This is a genomic window from Aristaeella hokkaidonensis (genome assembly GCF_018128945.1).
In the GTDB taxonomy this organism is placed as follows: domain Bacteria; phylum Bacillota; class Clostridia; order Christensenellales; family Aristaeellaceae; genus Aristaeella; species Aristaeella hokkaidonensis.
Genome location: NZ_CP068393.1, coordinates 1,844,899 through 1,861,806, shown reverse-complemented (window position 1 = coordinate 1,861,806; position 16,908 = coordinate 1,844,899). Strand labels below are relative to the sequence as shown.

General features: G+C 56.9%; 28 protein-coding genes. All 28 read left to right on the top strand.

From position 1 onward, the window contains the following. The first annotated feature begins 19 nt into the window (after positions 1-19). Positions 20-853, top strand: coding sequence for a 50S ribosomal protein L2 (gene rplB, locus JYE49_RS08410; RefSeq protein WP_093957128.1), 834 nt, complete (start codon positions 20-22; stop codon positions 851-853). Positions 854-871: 18 nt separating this feature from the next. Continuing rightward, positions 872-1,150: a 30S ribosomal protein S19 gene (gene rpsS, locus JYE49_RS08405; protein ID WP_093957129.1), complete on the top strand. Its 279-nt coding sequence runs from the start codon at positions 872-874 to the stop codon at positions 1,148-1,150. A 22-nt stretch (positions 1,151-1,172) separates the two neighbouring features. Next, positions 1,173-1,556, top strand: coding sequence for a 50S ribosomal protein L22 (gene rplV, locus JYE49_RS08400; RefSeq protein WP_093957130.1), 384 nt, complete (start codon positions 1,173-1,175; stop codon positions 1,554-1,556). A gap of 18 nt (positions 1,557-1,574) precedes the next feature. Next, entirely contained in the window at positions 1,575-2,243 is a 669-nt protein-coding gene (gene rpsC / locus JYE49_RS08395) for a 30S ribosomal protein S3 (RefSeq protein ID WP_093957131.1), read from the top strand. Between the two features lie 3 nt (positions 2,244-2,246). Next, the gene (gene rplP, locus JYE49_RS08390; RefSeq protein ID WP_093957132.1) at positions 2,247-2,714 is read left to right on the top strand and encodes a 50S ribosomal protein L16; all 468 of its coding nucleotides are present in this window, start codon (positions 2,247-2,249) and stop codon (positions 2,712-2,714) included. Beyond that, on the top strand, positions 2,711-2,902 hold the full coding sequence (rpmC, locus tag JYE49_RS08385) for a 50S ribosomal protein L29 (RefSeq protein WP_093957133.1): 192 nt from the start codon (positions 2,711-2,713) through the stop codon (positions 2,900-2,902). Before rplP ends, rpmC begins: the two co-directional genes overlap by 4 nt. Before the next feature lie 20 nt (positions 2,903-2,922). Then, positions 2,923-3,180, top strand: a complete 258-nt coding sequence (rpsQ, locus tag JYE49_RS08380; RefSeq protein WP_084095102.1) for a 30S ribosomal protein S17 — start codon at positions 2,923-2,925, stop codon at positions 3,178-3,180. Positions 3,181-3,198: 18 nt separating this feature from the next. Next, positions 3,199-3,567 (top strand): 50S ribosomal protein L14, encoded by a 369-nt coding sequence (rplN, locus tag JYE49_RS08375; protein ID WP_084095101.1) that lies wholly within the window; start codon positions 3,199-3,201, stop codon positions 3,565-3,567. Positions 3,568-3,582: 15 nt separating this feature from the next. Then, the gene (gene rplX, locus JYE49_RS08370; protein ID WP_093957134.1) at positions 3,583-3,918 is read left to right on the top strand and encodes a 50S ribosomal protein L24; all 336 of its coding nucleotides are present in this window, start codon (positions 3,583-3,585) and stop codon (positions 3,916-3,918) included. A gap of 17 nt (positions 3,919-3,935) precedes the next feature. Next, a complete protein-coding gene (rplE, locus tag JYE49_RS08365) occupies positions 3,936-4,478 on the top strand; it encodes a 50S ribosomal protein L5 (RefSeq protein ID WP_084095099.1) in 543 nt (180 codons plus the stop codon). Between the two features lie 19 nt (positions 4,479-4,497). Next, positions 4,498-4,683: a type Z 30S ribosomal protein S14 gene (locus tag JYE49_RS08360; RefSeq protein WP_084095098.1), complete on the top strand. Its 186-nt coding sequence runs from the start codon at positions 4,498-4,500 to the stop codon at positions 4,681-4,683. 20 nt (positions 4,684-4,703) lie between these two features. Beyond that, a complete protein-coding gene (rpsH, locus tag JYE49_RS08355) occupies positions 4,704-5,105 on the top strand; it encodes a 30S ribosomal protein S8 (protein ID WP_093957135.1) in 402 nt (133 codons plus the stop codon). Positions 5,106-5,195: 90 nt separating this feature from the next. Next, the gene (rplF, locus tag JYE49_RS08350; RefSeq protein WP_093957136.1) at positions 5,196-5,735 is read left to right on the top strand and encodes a 50S ribosomal protein L6; all 540 of its coding nucleotides are present in this window, start codon (positions 5,196-5,198) and stop codon (positions 5,733-5,735) included. An 18-nt stretch (positions 5,736-5,753) separates the two neighbouring features. Next, positions 5,754-6,122: a 50S ribosomal protein L18 gene (rplR, locus tag JYE49_RS08345; RefSeq protein WP_093957137.1), complete on the top strand. Its 369-nt coding sequence runs from the start codon at positions 5,754-5,756 to the stop codon at positions 6,120-6,122. A gap of 17 nt (positions 6,123-6,139) precedes the next feature. Next, on the top strand, positions 6,140-6,637 hold the full coding sequence (gene rpsE / locus JYE49_RS08340; RefSeq protein WP_093957138.1) for a 30S ribosomal protein S5: 498 nt from the start codon (positions 6,140-6,142) through the stop codon (positions 6,635-6,637). 13 nt (positions 6,638-6,650) lie between these two features. Next, positions 6,651-6,833 (top strand): 50S ribosomal protein L30, encoded by a 183-nt coding sequence (rpmD, locus tag JYE49_RS08335; protein WP_084095093.1) that lies wholly within the window; start codon positions 6,651-6,653, stop codon positions 6,831-6,833. A 16-nt stretch (positions 6,834-6,849) separates the two neighbouring features. Further along, positions 6,850-7,290 (top strand): 50S ribosomal protein L15, encoded by a 441-nt coding sequence (rplO, locus tag JYE49_RS08330; RefSeq protein WP_093957139.1) that lies wholly within the window; start codon positions 6,850-6,852, stop codon positions 7,288-7,290. Between the two features lies 1 nt (position 7,291). After that, the gene (secY, locus tag JYE49_RS08325) at positions 7,292-8,575 is read left to right on the top strand and encodes a preprotein translocase subunit SecY (RefSeq protein WP_093957140.1); all 1,284 of its coding nucleotides are present in this window, start codon (positions 7,292-7,294) and stop codon (positions 8,573-8,575) included. A gap of 63 nt (positions 8,576-8,638) precedes the next feature. Further along, positions 8,639-9,268, top strand: coding sequence for an adenylate kinase (locus JYE49_RS08320; RefSeq protein WP_093957141.1), 630 nt, complete (start codon positions 8,639-8,641; stop codon positions 9,266-9,268). Then, positions 9,265-10,035 (top strand): type I methionyl aminopeptidase, encoded by a 771-nt coding sequence (gene map / locus JYE49_RS08315; RefSeq protein ID WP_093957142.1) that lies wholly within the window; start codon positions 9,265-9,267, stop codon positions 10,033-10,035. The genes JYE49_RS08320 and map overlap by 4 nt, the downstream gene beginning before the upstream one ends. Before the next feature lie 2 nt (positions 10,036-10,037). Then, a complete protein-coding gene (locus JYE49_RS08310; RefSeq protein WP_093957143.1) occupies positions 10,038-10,340 on the top strand; it encodes a KOW domain-containing RNA-binding protein in 303 nt (100 codons plus the stop codon). Positions 10,341-10,342: 2 nt separating this feature from the next. After that, positions 10,343-10,564, top strand: a complete 222-nt coding sequence (gene infA / locus JYE49_RS08305) for a translation initiation factor IF-1 (protein WP_084095087.1) — start codon at positions 10,343-10,345, stop codon at positions 10,562-10,564. 23 nt (positions 10,565-10,587) lie between these two features. After that, positions 10,588-10,701 carry a 50S ribosomal protein L36 gene (gene rpmJ / locus JYE49_RS08300; protein ID WP_025434559.1) on the top strand — a complete coding sequence of 38 codons (114 nt, stop codon included), beginning with the start codon at positions 10,588-10,590 and terminating at the stop codon, positions 10,699-10,701. Between the two features lie 165 nt (positions 10,702-10,866). Then, a complete protein-coding gene (locus tag JYE49_RS08295) occupies positions 10,867-11,346 on the top strand; it encodes a hypothetical protein (protein WP_093957144.1) in 480 nt (159 codons plus the stop codon). Between the two features lie 55 nt (positions 11,347-11,401). Next, positions 11,402-13,252, top strand: coding sequence for an excinuclease ABC subunit UvrC (gene uvrC, locus JYE49_RS08290; RefSeq protein WP_093957145.1), 1,851 nt, complete (start codon positions 11,402-11,404; stop codon positions 13,250-13,252). A 173-nt stretch (positions 13,253-13,425) separates the two neighbouring features. Beyond that, complete coding sequence (locus tag JYE49_RS08285) at positions 13,426-13,719, top strand: hypothetical protein (protein ID WP_093957146.1); 294 nt, start codon at positions 13,426-13,428, stop codon at positions 13,717-13,719. Positions 13,720-13,822: 103 nt separating this feature from the next. Continuing rightward, positions 13,823-15,187: a dipeptidase PepV gene (gene pepV, locus JYE49_RS08280; RefSeq protein ID WP_093957147.1), complete on the top strand. Its 1,365-nt coding sequence runs from the start codon at positions 13,823-13,825 to the stop codon at positions 15,185-15,187. A gap of 101 nt (positions 15,188-15,288) precedes the next feature. Next, on the top strand, positions 15,289-16,896 hold the full coding sequence (locus tag JYE49_RS08275) for an ABC-F family ATP-binding cassette domain-containing protein (RefSeq protein WP_093957148.1): 1,608 nt from the start codon (positions 15,289-15,291) through the stop codon (positions 16,894-16,896). Positions 16,897-16,908 lie beyond the last annotated feature (12 nt).

Sequence of the window (16,908 nt, the reverse complement as noted above, 5' to 3'; positions counted from 1 at the left end):
CAAGGGAGGAACGAAAGAAATGGCTATCCGAGTTTACAAGCCGACTTCGCCCGCCCGGCGGCATATGTCGGTTCTGACCTTTGAAGAGGTCACCAAGAAAGCGCCCGAGAAGAGCCTGACCGAGGTTCTGAAGAAGAACAGCGGCCGGAACAAGCAGGGCAAGATCACCGTCCGTCATCAGGGCGGCGGCAACAAGCGGAAATACCGCATCATCGACTTCAAGCGCGACAAGGTGGATATCCCCGCCAAGGTCAGCGCGATCGAGTACGACCCGAACCGCAGCGCCTTCATCGCCCTGCTGAACTATGTGGACGGCGAGAAGCGCTACATCCTGGCTCCTCTGGGCCTGAAGGTCGGGGACACCGTGATCAGCAGCGACAGCGCGGACATCAAGCCCGGTAACGCCCTGCCGATCAGCAACATCCCCGTTGGTACCCTGATCCACAACCTGGAGCTGAAGCCCGGCCGCGGCGGCCAGCTGGTACGCAGTGCCGGCATGAGCGCCCAGCTGATGGCTAAGGAAAATGGTTACGCTCAGGTCCGCCTGCCCAGCGGCGAAATGCGGAAGCTTCCGCTGAACGCCAAGGCCACCATCGGTACCGTGGGTAACACCGATCACGAGAACGTACGCCTGGGTAAAGCCGGCCGCGTTCGCCACATGGGTATCCGGCCCACCGTCCGCGGTGTGGTTATGAACCCCTGCGATCACCCGCACGGCGGCGGCGAGGGCAAGAGCCCCGTTGGTATGCCGGCTCCTGTTACTCCCTGGGGTAAGCCCGCTCTGGGTCTGAAGACCAGGAAGCACAAGAAGTATTCCAACAAGATGATCGTCAAGCGCGCAAGCTCGAAGTAAAGGAGGCACCTGAAAGATATGAGTCGTTCCGTAAAGAAGGGCCCTTATGTAGAGCCCGCGCTGATGAAGCGCATCACCGAGATGAATGCGAGCGGCAAAAAAGCGGTCGTGAAGACCTGGAGCCGTTCCAGCACGATCTTCCCGGACTTTGTGGGCCATACCGTTGCTGTGCATGACGGCCGGAAGCATGTTCCGGTTTATGTAACAGAGGACATGGTCGGTCATAAGCTGGGCGAGTTCGCCCCCACCCGCACCTTCCGCGGCCACGCCGGGGACAAGAACAGCGCGCGGAAGTAATTGAAAGAGGAGGAAAAACGAAATGGCTACCCGTTCGAAAGAAAAGGCAGCGGCCCGTAAGGCGAACGCCGACAAGCGTCCCCAGGCTCATGCCAAGTACATTCGCATCTCTCCTCGGAAGGTGAAGATCGTGATCGATCTGATCCGCGGGAAGAGCGTGGATGAAGCCGCAGCGATCCTGCAGTTCACCCCCAAGGCCGCGAGCCCCGTGGTCCTGAAGGTTCTGAACAGCGCCATCGCCAACGCGGTGAACAACCAGGAACTGAACCGTGACAACCTCTACGTCGCCGAAGTGTATGCCAATCCCGGTCCTACGCTGAAGCGCTACGTTGCCCGCAGCCGCGGCAGCGCGTCACCGATGCTCAAGCGCACCAGCCACATCAGCGTGGTGCTGGACCAGAAGTAAGGCGAAGGAGGAAAAGACATGGGTCAGAAAGTAAATCCCCACGGTGCACGGGTCGGAGTCATCTATGACTGGAGCACCCGCTGGTACGCCGGGAAGAAGGATTTTGCCAACAATCTGGTGGAAGATTTCAAGCTTCGCAAGATGCTGAAAGAAAAGTACTACTCCACCGGTATCAGCCACATTGATATCGAACGTACGGCGCAGACCATGACAGTGAACATCTTCACTGCCAAGCCCGGCATGATTATCGGCCGCGGCGGCGCCGGCATCGAAGAGCTCAAGAAGAACATCACCGAGTTCCTGGGCCGTCCCTGCCACATCAACGTGATGGAGATCAAGCAGCCCGACGCCGATGCTCAGCTGGTTGCTGAGAACATCGCCCAGCAGCTCGAGAAGCGCATCAGCTTCCGCCGTGCTCTGAAGCAGGCCATGGGCCGCAGCATGAAGATCCCGGGAGTCAAGGGTATCAAGACTGCTGTCAGCGGACGTCTGGGCGGCGCCGATATCGCCCGCAGCGAGCACTATCATGACGGATCTATTCCGCTGCAGACCCTGCGCGCGAACATCGACTACGGCTTCTCCGAAGCTAAGACCACTTACGGCCGTCTGGGCGTTAAGGTCTGGATCTACAAGGGCCAGATCCTGCCCCGGGCCAAGAAAGCCCCTGCCGGGAAGGAGGGAAAGTAAGCCATGTTAATGCCCAAGAGAGTTAAACACCGCAAGCAGTTCCGCGGCCGCATGAAGGGTAAAGCCCAGCGGGGCAACACCCTGGCTTACGGCGAATTCGGACTGCAAGCCACCGAACCGCACTGGGTTACCAGCCAGCAGATCGAGGCGGCCCGTATCGCCCTGACCCGTTACACCAAGCGTGGCGGTCAGGTATGGATCAAGATTTTCCCCGACAAACCGGTAACGGCCAAGCCCGCCGAGACCCGCATGGGTTCCGGTAAAGGCGCTCCTGAGTACTGGGTAGCCGTGGTTAAGCCCGGCAGAGTGCTGTTTGAAATCGCCGGCGTCTCCGAAGAAGTCGCCCGTGAAGCGCTCCGTCTGGCCAGCCACAAGCTGCCTCTGAAGACCAAGCTGATCACCAAGGCAACCGAAGCCGCTAAGGCAGCCGCAGAAGTGACAGCCAAAGAAGCGGGTGGTGAAGAAGCATGAAGGCGAATGAATTGAATGCCATGAGCAAGGAACAGCTCGAGCAGAAGGTTAAGGAACTGAAGAGCGAACTGTTTGGCCTTCGCTTCCAGCTCGCGACGGGCCAGCTGCAGAACACCATGCAGATCAGCCAACTGAAGCGCGATATCGCACGGTGTAAGACGATCCTTCGGCAGAAGGATGAAGCCTGAGAAAGGAGGCAGCTGGAACAATGGAAGAAAGAGGACTTCGTAAAACAAGGATCGGCGTTGTGGTCAGCGACAAGATGGACAAGACCTGTGTCATCCAGATCAAGACCCGCGTCCGTCATCCCCTGTACGGAAAAATCATGAACAAGACCAGCAAGCTGAAGGTTCATGATGAAAATAATGAATGCGGCATCGGAGATACCATCAAAGTGATGGAAACCCGTCCGCTGAGCAAGGACAAGCGTTGGCGTCTCGTTGAGATCATCGAGAAAGCTAAGTAATTTAAGGAGGAAACCGCTATGATTCAGCCGCAAACCCGGCTTAAGGTAGCCGATAATTCCGGCGCCAAGGAAATCATGTGCATCCGTGTTCTGGGCGGTTCTTTCCGGCGTGACGGCAGCATCGGTGATGTCATCGTGGCCAGCGTCAAGACTGCAACCCCCGGCGGCACCGTGAAGAAGGGCGAGGTCGTCAAGGCCGTTATCGTCCGTATGCGCAAGAACAAGCGCCGTCCTGACGGCAGCTACATCAAGTTTGACGACAACGCCGCCGTCATCATCAACGACCAGAATATGCCCCGCGGAACCCGTATCTTTGGGCCCGTGGCTCGCGAGCTGCGTGAGAAGGATTTCATGAAGATCGTCTCTCTGGCTCCCGAAGTACTGTAAGGAGGCAGAACGGTAATGCATGTAAAGAGTAAAGATACCGTGATCGTTATCAGCGGCAAGGACAAGGGCAAGAAGGGTAAGATCTCCGCTGCTTTCCCGAAGCTGAACCGTGTGACGGTTGAAGGCGTGAATGTTGTCACCAAGCATCAGAAGGCCCGCAACGCCATGACCCCCGGCGGCATCATCCACAAGGAAATGCCCATTGACGCCAGCAACGTTATGCTGGTTTGCCCCAAGTGCGGCAAGCCCACCCGTGTAAACAACAAGGCCGAAAAGGTCACTGATGAAAACGGCAAGAGCCACCGCAAACTGATCCGCGTCTGCAAGAAGTGCGGCGCCGAAATCGACTGATAAGGAGGAAGAGCCAAATGGCAACCAGAATCAAGGAAAAATATCTGGCCGAGGCGATTCCTGCCCTGGAGGAAAAGTTCGGCTACAAGAACGCCATGCAGGTTCCGAAGCTCGCCAAGATCGTCATCAACATGGGTCTGGGCGATTGCAAGGATAATGCGAAGGCCATGGAAATGGCTGTTAACGAACTGACCGCTATCGCCGGTCAGAAGCCCCTGGTCACCAAGGCCAAGAAGTCCATCGCTAACTTCAAAGTCCGTGAGGGCATGAACGTTGGCGCCAAGGTCACCCTGCGCGGTGCCCGGATGGAAGAGTTCATGGATAAGCTGGTCAGCGTTGCCCTGCCCCGCGTCCGCGACTTCCGCGGCGTGAGCGCCAAGGCTTTCGACGGCCGCGGCAACTACAGCCTGGGCATCCGTGAACAGCTGCTGTTCCCCGAAATCGAATACGATAAGGTGGAGAAGATCCGCGGTATGGAAATCGTGTTCGTAACGACCGCGAAGACGGACGAAGAGTGCAAGGAGCTGCTGAGGCTTCTGGGCATGCCCTTCGAGGCGTAATGAGGAGGAGGACAGAATAATGGCAAAACTGAGCATGAAACTCAAGCAGCAGAGGCCGGCCAAATTCTCAACCCGCGCCTACACCCGTTGCCGCATCTGTGGCAGACCCCACAGCGTGCTGCGCAAGTATGGCGTATGCCGCATCTGCTTCCGGGAACTGGCCTATAAGGGACAGATTCCGGGTGTCCGCAAGGCCAGCTGGTAAGCGAAAGGAGGAGACAGGAAATGGTTATTAACGATCCCATCGCCGATATGCTCACCCGCATCCGCAACGGACAGGTGGCCCGGCACGACGCCGTGACCATGCCCGCCAGCAATACCAAGAAGGCGATCGCGAAGATCCTTCTGAACGAGGGATACGTCAAGGCGGTTGACTTTATTGATGACGGACTCCAGGGCGAGATCAAAATCACCCTGAAATATCTGAACGGCAAGCAGACCCCTGTTATCGCGGGTCTGAAGCGCATCTCCAAGCCCGGTCTGCGGGTTTATGCCCGCAGCGAAGAGCTGCCGAAGGTTCTCGGCGGCCTGGGCATCGCCATCATCAGCACCAGCAAGGGACTGATGACCGACAAGGAAGCACGGAAGGCTGCCATCGGCGGCGAAGTGCTGGCGTACATCTGGTAATCACCGTTCACGCATAAAGTCGTAACGGGTAGAAATTTGCCGAAAGGCAAAAAACATTCGTGTTACTGACCGCAGAGGAGGAATGACAAAATGTCTCGAATCGGAAAACTTCCGATCACAGTACCCGCGGGCGTGACGGTGACGGTGGACGAGAACAACCTGGTGACAGTGAAGGGCCCCAAGGGCACCCTGAGCCAGCAGGTTAATCCCGACATCACCATCAAACAGGAAGGCAATGTCCTGACCCTGGAACGCCCCACTGATTCCAAGCCCCACAAGGCCATGCATGGTCTGTACCGGGCACTGGTAAACAATATGGTCGTCGGCGTGACCGAAGGTTTCGCCAAGACCCTGGAGATGGTTGGTACCGGTTACCGCGCTGCCGCGGAAGGCAAGACCCTGACCATCAACATCGGCTTCAGCCACCCCGTGGTTCTTGAAGCTCCCGAAGGAATCACCTTCGAAACTCCCAACCAGACCACCATCGTGGTTAAGGGAAGCAACAAACAGCAGGTTGGCAACCTCGCGGCGGACATCCGCGCCATTCGGAAGCCTGAACCCTATCTGGGCAAGGGCATTAAGTACCAGAATGAGCACATCCGTCGTAAGGAAGGCAAGACCGGTAAGTAAGAGAGGGAGTGACTGCAGATGTTTAAGAAACGTGACCGTAATGAAATTCGCGTGATCCGTCACGCACGGGTACGGAAAAAGATCAGCGGCACCCCCGAAGCCCCGCGTCTTTCCGTATATCGCTCCAACAAGCACATTCAGGCTCAGATCATTGACGACACCAAGGGCATTACCCTGGTGAGCGCCAGCACCATGGATCCCGCCCTGAAGGGCCAGCTGGACGAAGTGGACAAGAAGGGTGCCGCCAAACTCGTGGGCAAGCTCATCGCGGAGCGCGCCGTCGAAGCCGGCATCAAGACCGTGGTCTTTGACCGCGGAGGGTACATGTACACCGGGCGCGTCGCCGCTGTGGCTGACGGCGCACGGGAAGCCGGACTTGAATTCTGATAAGGAGGACGACGCAAATGCAACGCACAGAACAGGTCAGCGAATTCAAAGAGCGCCTGGTAGCCGTCAACCGCGTCAGCAAGACTGTTAAGGGCGGCCGCAACATGCGGTTCAGCGCTCTGGTAGTCGTTGGCGACGAGAATGGCCGCGTCGGTGCCGGCATGGGTAAGGCTGCCGAAATTCCGGAAGCTATCCGCAAGGCCAATGAAGACGCTAAAAAGCACCTGGTGAACGTGCCGCTGGACGGCACCACGATTCCCCATGAAATGACCGGATATTATTCCACCGCGAAGTCCGTGCTGATCCCCGCTCCCGAAGGTACCGGTGTGATCGCGGGCGGCGCTGCCCGTGCCGTGCTGGAAATGGCCGGCATCAAGGATATCCGGACCAAGAGTTTCGGAACCAACAACCCGATCAACATGGTTAAAGCTACCATCGAAGCCCTGAAGCAGGTGCGCAGCGCCGAGCAGGTTGCCAAGATGCGCGGCAAGACCGTGGAAGAGATCCTGGGATAAGGAGGCAGAAGAGATGAAACTGAAGATTACCCTGGTGAAGTCTCCGATCGCCAGCCTGCCCAAGCATAAGGCGACCGTCGCCGCTCTGGGCCTGCGTAAAGTCGGCCAGACCGTGACCCAGCCTGATAACCCCGCTATCCGGGGCCAGATCTTCGCCGTGAAGCACATGGTGAAGGTTGAGGAAGTTGACGAATAAAGGAGGTTGAACCCCTATGAAACTGCATGAACTGCGTCCCGCCGAAGGGTCCACTTCCGCTCAGAAGCGGCTGGGCCGCGGCGCCGGATCCGGCCTGGGCAAGACCTCCGGTAAAGGTCACAAGGGTGCCAAAGCCCGCAGCGGCGGCGGCAAGCGGCCCGGATTTGAAGGCGGCCAGATGCCTCTGTACCGCCGTGTGCCTAAGCGTGGATTTACCAACGTATTCGGCACCGATTACGCTACCGTGAATGTTGAACGCCTGGAAGTCTTTGAAGACGGTGCTGTGGTGGATGCCGCCGCTCTGCTCGAGAAGAAGATCATCCGCAAGGAACTGGCCGGTGTGAAGATTCTCGGCGTAGGCGAACTGACGAAGAAGCTGACCGTGAAAGCGGCCAAGTTCTCCGCTACCGCCAAGGAAAAGATCGAAGCCGTCGGCGGAAAGGCCGAGGTGATTTAAAATGATCGAAAGCATTCGTAAGATGTGGAAGATTGGTGAGCTTCGCAAGAAGATCATCTACACGTTCCTGATGCTGCTGGTTTACCGTCTCGTCGGTGTTATCCCGGCACCTGGTGTGGATGCTGTGAAGGTTTTTAACTCCGCCGGCATGTCTAACACGAATCTGCTGGGACTGGTCAACATGATGACCGGTAATGCTTTCGAGAAAATGACGCTGATGGCCATGGGTATTACTCCCTACATCAACGCCAGCATTATTATGCAGCTGCTGACCATCGCTATTCCTGCTCTGGAACGCCTGAGCAAGGAAGAGGACGGCCGTCAGAAGATCAACCGGATTACCCGGTACGTAACCATCGGCCTGGCTGCCCTGCAGGCTATCGGACTTGTCCGCGGCCTGGGCTTCATCAAGGCTGGCTGGATCAACTACGTCCTGGTCGGTGTGAGCATGGCCGGTGGTACCGCCCTGGCTATGTGGATTGGTGAGCGGATTACCGAGAAGGGAATCGGCAACGGCATCAGCCTGCTGATCTTCGCCGGTATCATCTCCAACCTGTTCAACGGTATTGTCAGCGGATTCACCATGGCGAGCGGAAATGCCACCACTTCCGGCTGGCTGACCCTCATCATCGTCGTGGTCACCTGCATCCTGATGACCGTTGTTGTGACCTTTGTGGAACTGGGCGAGCGCAGGATTCCCCTGCAGATCGCCAAGCAGGTGAAGGGCCGCCGCGTATACGGCGGACAGAACACCCACATGAGCCTGAAAGTGGTCTCTGTCGGCGTGCTGCCCCTGATCTTCGCTTATTCCTTCCTGGCTTTCCCGGGAACGATCGCTCAGCTGATCGACCCCAATAAGCAGGGTTGGTTCACACAGTGGTGGGAAGCAAACATGAATCAGGGCAAGATCGGATACATGATCGTTTCCGGTCTGCTGATCATCGCTTTTACTTTCTTCTATTCTTCCATCAGCTTTGATCCCAAGCAGCAGGCTGAACAGCTGCAGCAGCAGGGCGCCGTGATTCCCGGACAGCGGGGCAAGAACATCCGGCAGTACCTGCAGAACATTGTCAGCCGTCTGAACCTGTTCGCAGCATTCTTCCTGGCCATCCTGGCCGCTGTGCCTACGCTGCTGATCACACTGGCTGGTGTGAGCGCGAACAGCATTCCGTTCGCTGCCAGCTCCATCCTGATCGCTGTGAGCGTGTCCCTTGAGACCGTCCGCACCATCCAGGGTGAAATGAGTGTCCGCGGCATCGACATGGACATGGACGGATTCATGTAAGCCGAAGGCTTGCTGAAACCGAATGAATAATGAATTTATTCATTAGAATGATGGAGTGTCATTATGAACATTATCTTCTTAGGGCCTCCAGGGGCCGGTAAGGGAACACAGGCGCAGCGCATCTGCGACGCGCTGAAAATTCCGCAGATCTCCACCGGAGACATTCTCCGCCGGGCGATCAAGGACGGTACTGAGACAGGACTGAAGGCGAAGAGCTTTATCGACGCCGGCAAGCTGGTTCCGGACGAAGTCATCATCGACATCGTGAAGGAACGCCTGGCCATGGATGACTGCAAAGGCGGTTATATCCTGGACGGGTTCCCCCGTACCGTACCGCAGGCGGAAGCCCTGAGCACCTTCGCTACCATCGACAGCGTTATTGAGCTGGCCGTGGACGACCAGGTGCTGGTAGACAGACTGAGCGGACGCCGCGTCTGTCTCAAGTGCGGCGCTACCTACCACGTCAGTATGCTGAACGGCAAGACCACCTGCGACAAGTGTGGTGAGGAACTGATTCAGCGGGATGACGACAAAGCAGAGACCGTGCTGAACCGGCTGCAGGTATATCATGCCCAGACAGCGCCCCTGATCGGATACTACGGACAGAAGGGCCTGCTGAAAACGATCCCCGGGGATCAGGGCATTGACGGTATATTCACGGCGATCATGAACGCCCTTGGAGCGAAAGCATGATCAGCCTGAAAAATCCGAGCCAGATCGCAAAGATGCGTGAAGCAGGGAAGATCCTCCGTGAGGTAGAGGATGAGGTACGCCTGGCCATCAAGCCCGGCGTATCCACCGCGGAACTGGATATCCTGGCTGAAAAGCTGATCCGGAAACACCGCGCGATTCCTTCTTCCCTTCACTATGAGGGCTATCCCTGCAGCATCTGCGCGAGCATCAACGATGAGGTGGTGCACGGCATTCCCAGCGACCGCAGGATCCTGAAGGATGGAGACATCATTTCAGTGGACTGCACGCTGCTCCTCGACGGCTGGCAGGCTGACTCCGCTTTTACAGCGGGCGTCGGAACCATCAGCGAAGAGGCGGAGAAACTGATCCGGGTAACCGAGGAATGTTTCTGGAAAGCCGCCAGGCAGTGTGTGGCCGGAAACCGGCTTGGCGACGTGGGCTATGCAGTCCAGAGCCTGGCCGAAGCGAACGGGTTTGCCCCGATCCGCGAGTTTACGGGCCACGGTATCGGCAGGGAGATGCATGAAGATCCCGCCGTGTACAATTTCGGTGAACCCGGCAGGGGAATGAGACTGCGCAAGGGCATGGTCCTGGCAGTCGAACCCATGATTGCCGCCGGCGACTGGCATCTGTCTGTTGACGATGACGGCTGGTGCGCAAGAACCGTGGATCACAGCCTGACTGCTCATTATGAGCACACACTTGCCATCAACGAAGAAGGGCTTCCGGAACTCCTGACCCTTCCCGGATTTACCTGGGAGGAATAAGGATGAAAGAATCTTTCAGCTTTGAGCCTGGCAGAGTGGTGGAAAGCACACAGGGAAGGGATAAGGGACTTTGCTTCCTGATCCTGGAGAATGTGTCCGAAGGCATCGTCATGATCGCCGACGGCAGCCACCACAAGCTGGAAAACCCGAAGAAGAAAAAGACGAAACATCTGCGCGCAAAACCGGTGCTGCTGAACCTGAAGGCTTTGCGGCCGGAAGGCGGAGCGCTGCAGAACAGCGATCTGAGAAGAGCGCTGGAAGACAACGGTTTTGCCGATAAACGCTCGCTGCGAGAGGGGGACTGAGTTTGTCCAAGAGCGACGTAATCGAAATGGAAGGCAAAGTGATTGAAGCTTTGCCCAACGCCATGTTCCAGGTGGAGCTTCAGAACGGCCACCAGATCCTGGCGCATATCTCCGGCAAGATGAGGATGAATTTCATCCGGATCTATCCCGGTGACAAAGTAACGATTGAACTATCGCCCTATGATCTGACCAGAGGCCGGATCACCTGGCGCAGCAAGAACTGATCCTGAAAGAGGAGGGTATAACGATGAAAGTTCGTCCGTCTGTAAAGCCGATCTGCGAAAAGTGCAAGATCATCAAGCGCAAGGGCCGCGTTATGGTCATTTGCGAGAATCCCAAGCACAAGCAGAAACAGGGCTGAGCAACCGAAACCCGCACCGGTGCAAACCGGGTGCGGGTTTTTCTTTTTGCCCGCGGTCCGGAACCGGAAAACCGTTTCCTGACGCCCCAGGTGGGGACGCGGGTGGCTGTCCCTTTACGGAAATATGCCCTTGTGATAGAATAGGTGGGTAAAGGAGGGAAAGCCGTGTACAGACGTTATTCCCAGGTGGGAGACGGCAATATGTCTCTCTCACAAATGAACAGGAACCGAATCAGAAACATCATTATCCTGCTGCTGCTGGCGGCGGTGGTGGCACTGCTGGTGCTCAGCATTCCCATGCTGCAGGGTAAGAACAACACCCATAAGCTTTATATTTCCCAGATGCAGAAGGAATGCAAGGAAGCTTATGCGGATACAGCCTCACTGAGCCGGACAGCCGGCGCGGATTCCGCACAGATCCTTGCACGCGTACGGTGCAACGTCCATGCCATGCGGGTAATCAACAACCTGAGCAACACTGAGAACGGACATCCATTTGTGGAAGACGCAAAACTGCAGAGCCTGCTGAACGAAGTAGACCGTTTCCTGGGAGTGCTTTCAACAGGAATGGCCACGGGAGAAAACGCAACCGCTCTCCAGACAGCACTGTCTGAACTGCAGGAGATCGTAGGCAATCTGGAATAACCAAGAGCAGAAGCGGAGATCCCGCTTCTTTTCATTCGGGGAAGGGGAAAAGACAGTGATCAACTGGGGAGAAAAACTGGAGGAAAAGATCCGGATGCTGCCGGATTCCCCAGGCTGCTATCTGATGAAGGACGCCTCGGGTGAGATTATTTACGTCGGCAAGGCCGTTAACCTGAAAAACCGGGTGAGGAGCTATTTCCGGGATACGGCGCATACGCCCAAGGTGGCGGCGATGATCGCCCACATAGACGATTTTGATATATTGCTGTGCGAGACGAACCTGGAAGCGCTGATCCTGGAATGCAACCTGATCAAACGGCACAAACCGTATTACAACATCCTGCTGAAGGATGACAAGCATTATCCCTATCTGAAGGTGGACATGCGCCAGCCCTTCCCGCGGCTGGAACTGTGCCGGAAAATGGAAAAGGACGGAGCCAAGTATTTCGGACCGTACATCGGCGCCAACGCTGTGCGCCAGGTGATCGAAGCGGTGCGGGATGTGTTTCCCATCCGTTCCTGCAAGCAGGTCCTGCCGCCGAAGAGCCCCAAACGTCCCTGCATGAACTACGACATCGGCCGCTGCCTTGCCCCCTGTGCCGGAAAGTGCACGGAGGAAGCCTATCGGGAGATGATGGAGGGTGTGCTGAGTTTCCTGGGCGGGGACTATGACGGCGTGCTGAAAAAACTGAGGAAGGATATGGAGGAAGCTGCCGCCGCACTGCGGTTTGAAAAGGCAGCGGCAATCCGGGATAAAATCCGGGACGTGCAGGGGCTGATGGAACGCCAGATCGCCCTGCGGACAGACCGGAGCGAACAGGACCTGATCGCCCTGGCCCAGGACGGACTGGACGCGATGATCCAGATCCTGTACGTCCGGGGAGGCCGGATGGTGGGCGGCGATCATTTTGCACTGCCAAGGGAAGGCGGGGAGGAACCGGGAGAAGTGATCGCGTCCTTCCTGACCCAGTATTATGAGCAGGCAGGCCTGATTCCCCGGAACGTGCTGTGCCAGACGCTGCCGGAAGGGGCGGCGGAGCAGCTGGAGCTCTGGCTGCGGGAAAAGAAAGGATCCGCGGTTACCGTTGCCACGCCGCAGCGGGGAGAAAAGCATGAACTGGTGCTGCTGGCGGAAAAGAATGCCCGGGACGCCCTGATGAAGCGGAATGCCCGCCGGACCATCCACGAGGAACGGACGGTGGAGGCAGCGAAGAACCTGGGCAAAATCCTGGGAATGGACCGGTATCCCCGGCGGATTGAAGGCTACGATATATCGAATACCCAGGGCGTGCAGAGCGTGGCGGCCATGGTGGTATTCATTGACGGTGAACCGGCGAAAAAGGAATACAGGCACTTCCGGATCAAGACCGTGGAAGGAGCCAATGATTTTGCGTCCCTGTATGAGACGCTGAGCCGCCGGTATGCCCACGCGGCCCGGGAGGCAGAGGAAGGAACGGAACAGGGCAAGTTTACAGACCTGCCGGACCTGATCCTCATCGACGGCGGACCGCAGCAGCTGCGGTTTGCCAGGCAGGCGATCCTGGACCTGGGCATTGAGCCGCCGGCCATGTTCGGCCTGGCGGAGAGACTGGAGGAAATCTGGCTGCCAGACGCGGAGGAACCGATCCTGCTGGATCACCGTACCCCGGAACTGCAGCTGGTACAGCGCGTCCGGAACGAGGCGCACCGGTTCGGTATTATCCATCACCGGGCGCTGCGCGGAAAAGCCTCCATTCATTCACAGCTGGAGGATATTCCCGGCGTGGGTCCGGCACGGCGGAAGGCCCTGCTGAAGGCCTTTGGCAGCCTGAAAGCCATTAAGGCGGCGGATCTTGAGACACTGGCCGGCGTACCCGGTATGAATCGTGCTGCGGCAGAAGCGGTGAGAGCCTGGGCGGAAAAATAAAGGTTGCCATACGATATGAATCCATGAGATAATAATTTATTGTAATTCAGAATTCAGAATTAAGAATTCAGAATTATAACAAACAATCAACCAAAGCCTGAATGAATACAGATTCAAGATGAAAAACAGCTTTGCAATATGCATTATTCATTGATTACTGGGAGGATCTCCGCATGGCTACCGCACTCTGGGTAAAGACGATCCGGCATCACAGGACTGACCGGCAGACTACGGTTCCCTGTACCCGGGCGGACGCCCACAGGGCACTGCTGGAAGCCTGCCACGAGCTGGATCTTCCGGAACCGATCTGGCTGGATAAAAACGAGCGGGAATGGGATGAATTCGGAATGACCCGTTTCCTGCCGGACGCTTTTTTTGAGTCGGTGCCTTTTGAAAAGCTGGAGATTGAATATATCGATCCGGACGCTCCAAAGAAGAAGAGCCAGGATCCGAGAAACGCCTTCTAACGAGGTAGGAGGGGAAACTAATTCAGAATTCAGAATTAAGAATTCAGAATTAAAGGTTAACCTCTGTATATGTCAGAGGCTGCGTAAAAAACAAGGAGTAACCATGGAACAGAGAGTTTATGAGCTGATTGACAGCTATCGGGACGCTTATACGGAAACATTGCAGCGCTGGATACGGATTCCCTCCATACGGGGAAAAGCGGAAGCCGGCGCGCCTTTCGGACGGGAAATCCGGAATATGCTGGACACCGCCATGGCGGACGCCCGGGAGATGGGCTTTGAGGTACGGGATTTTGACGGCTATGCCTGTGACGTGACGCTGGGCGACGCCGTGGAAAAGATTGCCGTGCTGGGTCACCTGGATGTGGTGCCCGTCGGGGACGGATGGACGAAACCGCCGTTTGAGGCCCTGATTGAGAATGGCCGGATGTACGGCCGGGGAACCAACGACGACAAGGGTCCGGCACTGGCATCGCTGTTTGCCATGAAGGCGATCAGGGAAGCGGGAATTCCGCTGAAGAAGGGCATCCGCCTGATCCTCGGCTGCGACGAGGAAGAAGGCTGGGAAGACATGGCCTACTACGGCGCGCATGAAAAGATTCCGGATGTGGGATTCAGCCCGGACGCAAGCTTCCCGCTGATCAACACGGAGAAAGGCATGCTCTGCCTGGAACTGCGTGCTCCGGAAGCGAAAGACGGCCTGAAAATCCTGGAACTGTCCACCGGAGACCGGATCAACGTCATTCCCGGTGAATGCAGGGCACTGGTTGAAGGCGGGGCGGACATTGCTGAAAAAGTCAGCGCATACGCGGAAAAGACGGGCCTGCCCTATACGGCGGAGGTAACCGGAAAGGGCGTATGGATTACCGCCACCGGTATTCCCGGACACAGCGCCTATCCGGAAGGAAAACGGAACGCCATCGGTATGATGCTCCTGCTGCTGAAAGCGCTGGGCGCTGAAGGCCCGGTTGCCGTACTGGCAGACGCGGTAGGCACTGAGCATGACGGAAAGAGCCTCGGATGTGCCTGTAGGGACGATGTGTCCGAAGAACTGACCTGCAATATGGGGATCCTGAAGCTGGAAAACGGCAGCTGGTACGGCACGCTGGACATGCGCTGCCCGGTGACTGCCGACCAGAAAAAACTGAAGGAAGCCGCCGCAGCCAGCCTCAAGGGTTTTGACGTGAATGCAGCGGTTCAGAAGCCGCCGCACCACGTGCCGGCAGAGGGTGAACTGGTGACCAGCCTGCTGGCTGCCTATGAGGAAGAAACGGGACTGGAAGGAAAGCCCATGTCCACCGGCGGCGGAACCTACGCCAAGGTGCTGAAGCAGGGCGTTGCCTTCGGGGCGTTGTTCCCGGATGAGGAAGACCTGGCACACCAGGCGGATGAATACGAGGATATCGACAGGCTGATGCTGGCCATGAAGATATACGCGAACGCCTTAATTCGCCTGGCAGGCGAATGATTAATTCAGAATTCAGAATTAAGAATTCAGAATGATATATAGTTCAGCCGCACGGAAATGAGAACAAAGACAGAAGTATGAGTATAGGAGAATGAACGAATATGATTACAGTAAGCAATGTATCACTGACATTCGGCGGACAGAAGCTTTTTTCCGGCGCGGACCTGAAGTTCCTCCCGGGCAACTGCTACGGCATCATCGGTGCGAACGGCGCGGGAAAATCCACTTTCCTGCGGATCCTGAGCGGTGAGCTGGAACCCACCACCGGCTCTGTGACCATTCCGCCCACAGAGCGCATGAGCACCCTGAAGCAGGACCATTTCATGTATGACGCCTATCCGGTACTGGATACGGTTATCATGGGCAACCAGCGCCTGTATGACATCATGAAGGAAAAGGACGCCCTCTATGCCAAGCCCGATTTCAGCGAAGCGGACGGCGAAAAGGCGGCTGAGCTGGAAGGCGAATTTGCCGAGATGGACGGCTGGAACGCGGAAAGCGACGCGGCCACGCTGCTGACCGGCCTGGGCATTCCGGCGGAAGAGCATACGATGCTCATGTCCGAGCTGCAGGCAGGCGATAAATTCAAGGTGCTGCTGGCGCAGGCGCTGTTCGGCAATCCGGACATCCTGCTGCTGGACGAACCGACCAACAACCTGGACAACCGTTCCGTGGCCTGGCTGGAAGATTTCCTGATGGATTTCCCCGGCACCCTGATCGTGGTCAGCCATGACCGGTGGTTCCTGAACAACGTGTGTACCCACATTGTGGATATCGACTATAACCAGGTGAAGCTGTACGTGGGCAACTATGACTTCTGGTACGAATCCAGCAAGATCATGCAGGCCCTGATGAACGACCAGAAGAAGCGCCGCGAGGATAAGATCCGTGAACTGCAGGCTTTCATCCAGCGGTTCTCCTCCAACAAGTCCAAGGCCAAGCAGGCCACCAGCCGCCGCAAGCTGCTGGATCAGCTGACCATCGAACAGATGCCGGCTTCCAGCCGCCGCTATCCCTGGGTTGCTTTCACCCCTGACCGGGAAGCGGGCAAGGACATCCTGCAGGTGACGGACCTGAACTATACGCAGGACGGCGTGCAGCTGCTGAAGGACGTTTCCTTCCTGGTGACCAAGGGCCAGAAGATCGCCCTGGTGGGCAACGAACAGGCCCAGACGGCGCTGTTCCGCATCCTGGCGGAGGAAATCCAGCCGGACAGCGGTACGGTGAAGTGGGGCGTGACCATCTCCACCAGCTATTTCCCGAAGGACAACAGCAAGTATTTTGACGGCTGCGACCTGACCATGATGCAGTGGTTTGCCCAGTATTCCCCGGAACAGCTGGAAACCTATATGCGCGGCTTCCTGGGCCGAATGCTGTTCAGCGGAGACGACGTGTACAAACCTGTGAACGTCCTCTCCGGCGGTGAGAAAGTGCGCTGCATGCTGAGCCGTATGATGCTTTCCGGCGCGAACTTCCTGATGCTGGACCAGCCCACCAACCACCTGGACCTGGAATCCATCACCGCGGTGAACAACGGCCTGATCAACTTCCCGGGCAACGTGATTTTCACCAGCCAGGACCACCAGTTTATCTCCACTGTAGCCGACAGAATCATTGAGATTAAGCCGGATGGCACGATTGCTGACTACCTGTGCAACTACGAAGAGTACCTCGAGAAAACAAAGGAAACGTTTACACAGGATAAGTGAATGTGCTATACT

What these genes read in the sequence shown, in the direction of transcription:
- rplB (WP_093957128.1), top strand. Translation starts at nt 20, where the DNA reads ATGGCTATCCGAGTTTACAAGCCGACTTCGCCCGCCCGGCGGCATATG.
- rpsS (WP_093957129.1), top strand. Translation starts at nt 872, where the DNA reads ATGAGTCGTTCCGTAAAGAAGGGCCCTTATGTAGAGCCCGCGCTGATG.
- rplV (WP_093957130.1), top strand. Translation starts at nt 1,173, where the DNA reads ATGGCTACCCGTTCGAAAGAAAAGGCAGCGGCCCGTAAGGCGAACGCC.
- rpsC (WP_093957131.1), top strand. Translation starts at nt 1,575, where the DNA reads ATGGGTCAGAAAGTAAATCCCCACGGTGCACGGGTCGGAGTCATCTAT.
- rplP (WP_093957132.1), top strand. Translation starts at nt 2,247, where the DNA reads ATGTTAATGCCCAAGAGAGTTAAACACCGCAAGCAGTTCCGCGGCCGC.
- rpmC (WP_093957133.1), top strand. Translation starts at nt 2,711, where the DNA reads ATGAAGGCGAATGAATTGAATGCCATGAGCAAGGAACAGCTCGAGCAG.
- rpsQ (WP_084095102.1), top strand. Translation starts at nt 2,923, where the DNA reads ATGGAAGAAAGAGGACTTCGTAAAACAAGGATCGGCGTTGTGGTCAGC.
- rplN (WP_084095101.1), top strand. Translation starts at nt 3,199, where the DNA reads ATGATTCAGCCGCAAACCCGGCTTAAGGTAGCCGATAATTCCGGCGCC.
- rplX (WP_093957134.1), top strand. Translation starts at nt 3,583, where the DNA reads ATGCATGTAAAGAGTAAAGATACCGTGATCGTTATCAGCGGCAAGGAC.
- rplE (WP_084095099.1), top strand. Translation starts at nt 3,936, where the DNA reads ATGGCAACCAGAATCAAGGAAAAATATCTGGCCGAGGCGATTCCTGCC.
- JYE49_RS08360 (WP_084095098.1), top strand. Translation starts at nt 4,498, where the DNA reads ATGGCAAAACTGAGCATGAAACTCAAGCAGCAGAGGCCGGCCAAATTC.
- rpsH (WP_093957135.1), top strand. Translation starts at nt 4,704, where the DNA reads ATGGTTATTAACGATCCCATCGCCGATATGCTCACCCGCATCCGCAAC.
- rplF (WP_093957136.1), top strand. Translation starts at nt 5,196, where the DNA reads ATGTCTCGAATCGGAAAACTTCCGATCACAGTACCCGCGGGCGTGACG.
- rplR (WP_093957137.1), top strand. Translation starts at nt 5,754, where the DNA reads ATGTTTAAGAAACGTGACCGTAATGAAATTCGCGTGATCCGTCACGCA.
- rpsE (WP_093957138.1), top strand. Translation starts at nt 6,140, where the DNA reads ATGCAACGCACAGAACAGGTCAGCGAATTCAAAGAGCGCCTGGTAGCC.
- rpmD (WP_084095093.1), top strand. Translation starts at nt 6,651, where the DNA reads ATGAAACTGAAGATTACCCTGGTGAAGTCTCCGATCGCCAGCCTGCCC.
- rplO (WP_093957139.1), top strand. Translation starts at nt 6,850, where the DNA reads ATGAAACTGCATGAACTGCGTCCCGCCGAAGGGTCCACTTCCGCTCAG.
- secY (WP_093957140.1), top strand. Translation starts at nt 7,292, where the DNA reads ATGATCGAAAGCATTCGTAAGATGTGGAAGATTGGTGAGCTTCGCAAG.
- JYE49_RS08320 (WP_093957141.1), top strand. Translation starts at nt 8,639, where the DNA reads ATGAACATTATCTTCTTAGGGCCTCCAGGGGCCGGTAAGGGAACACAG.
- map (WP_093957142.1), top strand. Translation starts at nt 9,265, where the DNA reads ATGATCAGCCTGAAAAATCCGAGCCAGATCGCAAAGATGCGTGAAGCA.
- JYE49_RS08310 (WP_093957143.1), top strand. Translation starts at nt 10,038, where the DNA reads ATGAAAGAATCTTTCAGCTTTGAGCCTGGCAGAGTGGTGGAAAGCACA.
- rpmJ (WP_025434559.1), top strand. Translation starts at nt 10,588, where the DNA reads ATGAAAGTTCGTCCGTCTGTAAAGCCGATCTGCGAAAAGTGCAAGATC.
- JYE49_RS08285 (WP_093957146.1), top strand. Translation starts at nt 13,426, where the DNA reads ATGGCTACCGCACTCTGGGTAAAGACGATCCGGCATCACAGGACTGAC.
- pepV (WP_093957147.1), top strand. Translation starts at nt 13,823, where the DNA reads ATGGAACAGAGAGTTTATGAGCTGATTGACAGCTATCGGGACGCTTAT.
- JYE49_RS08275 (WP_093957148.1), top strand. Translation starts at nt 15,289, where the DNA reads ATGATTACAGTAAGCAATGTATCACTGACATTCGGCGGACAGAAGCTT.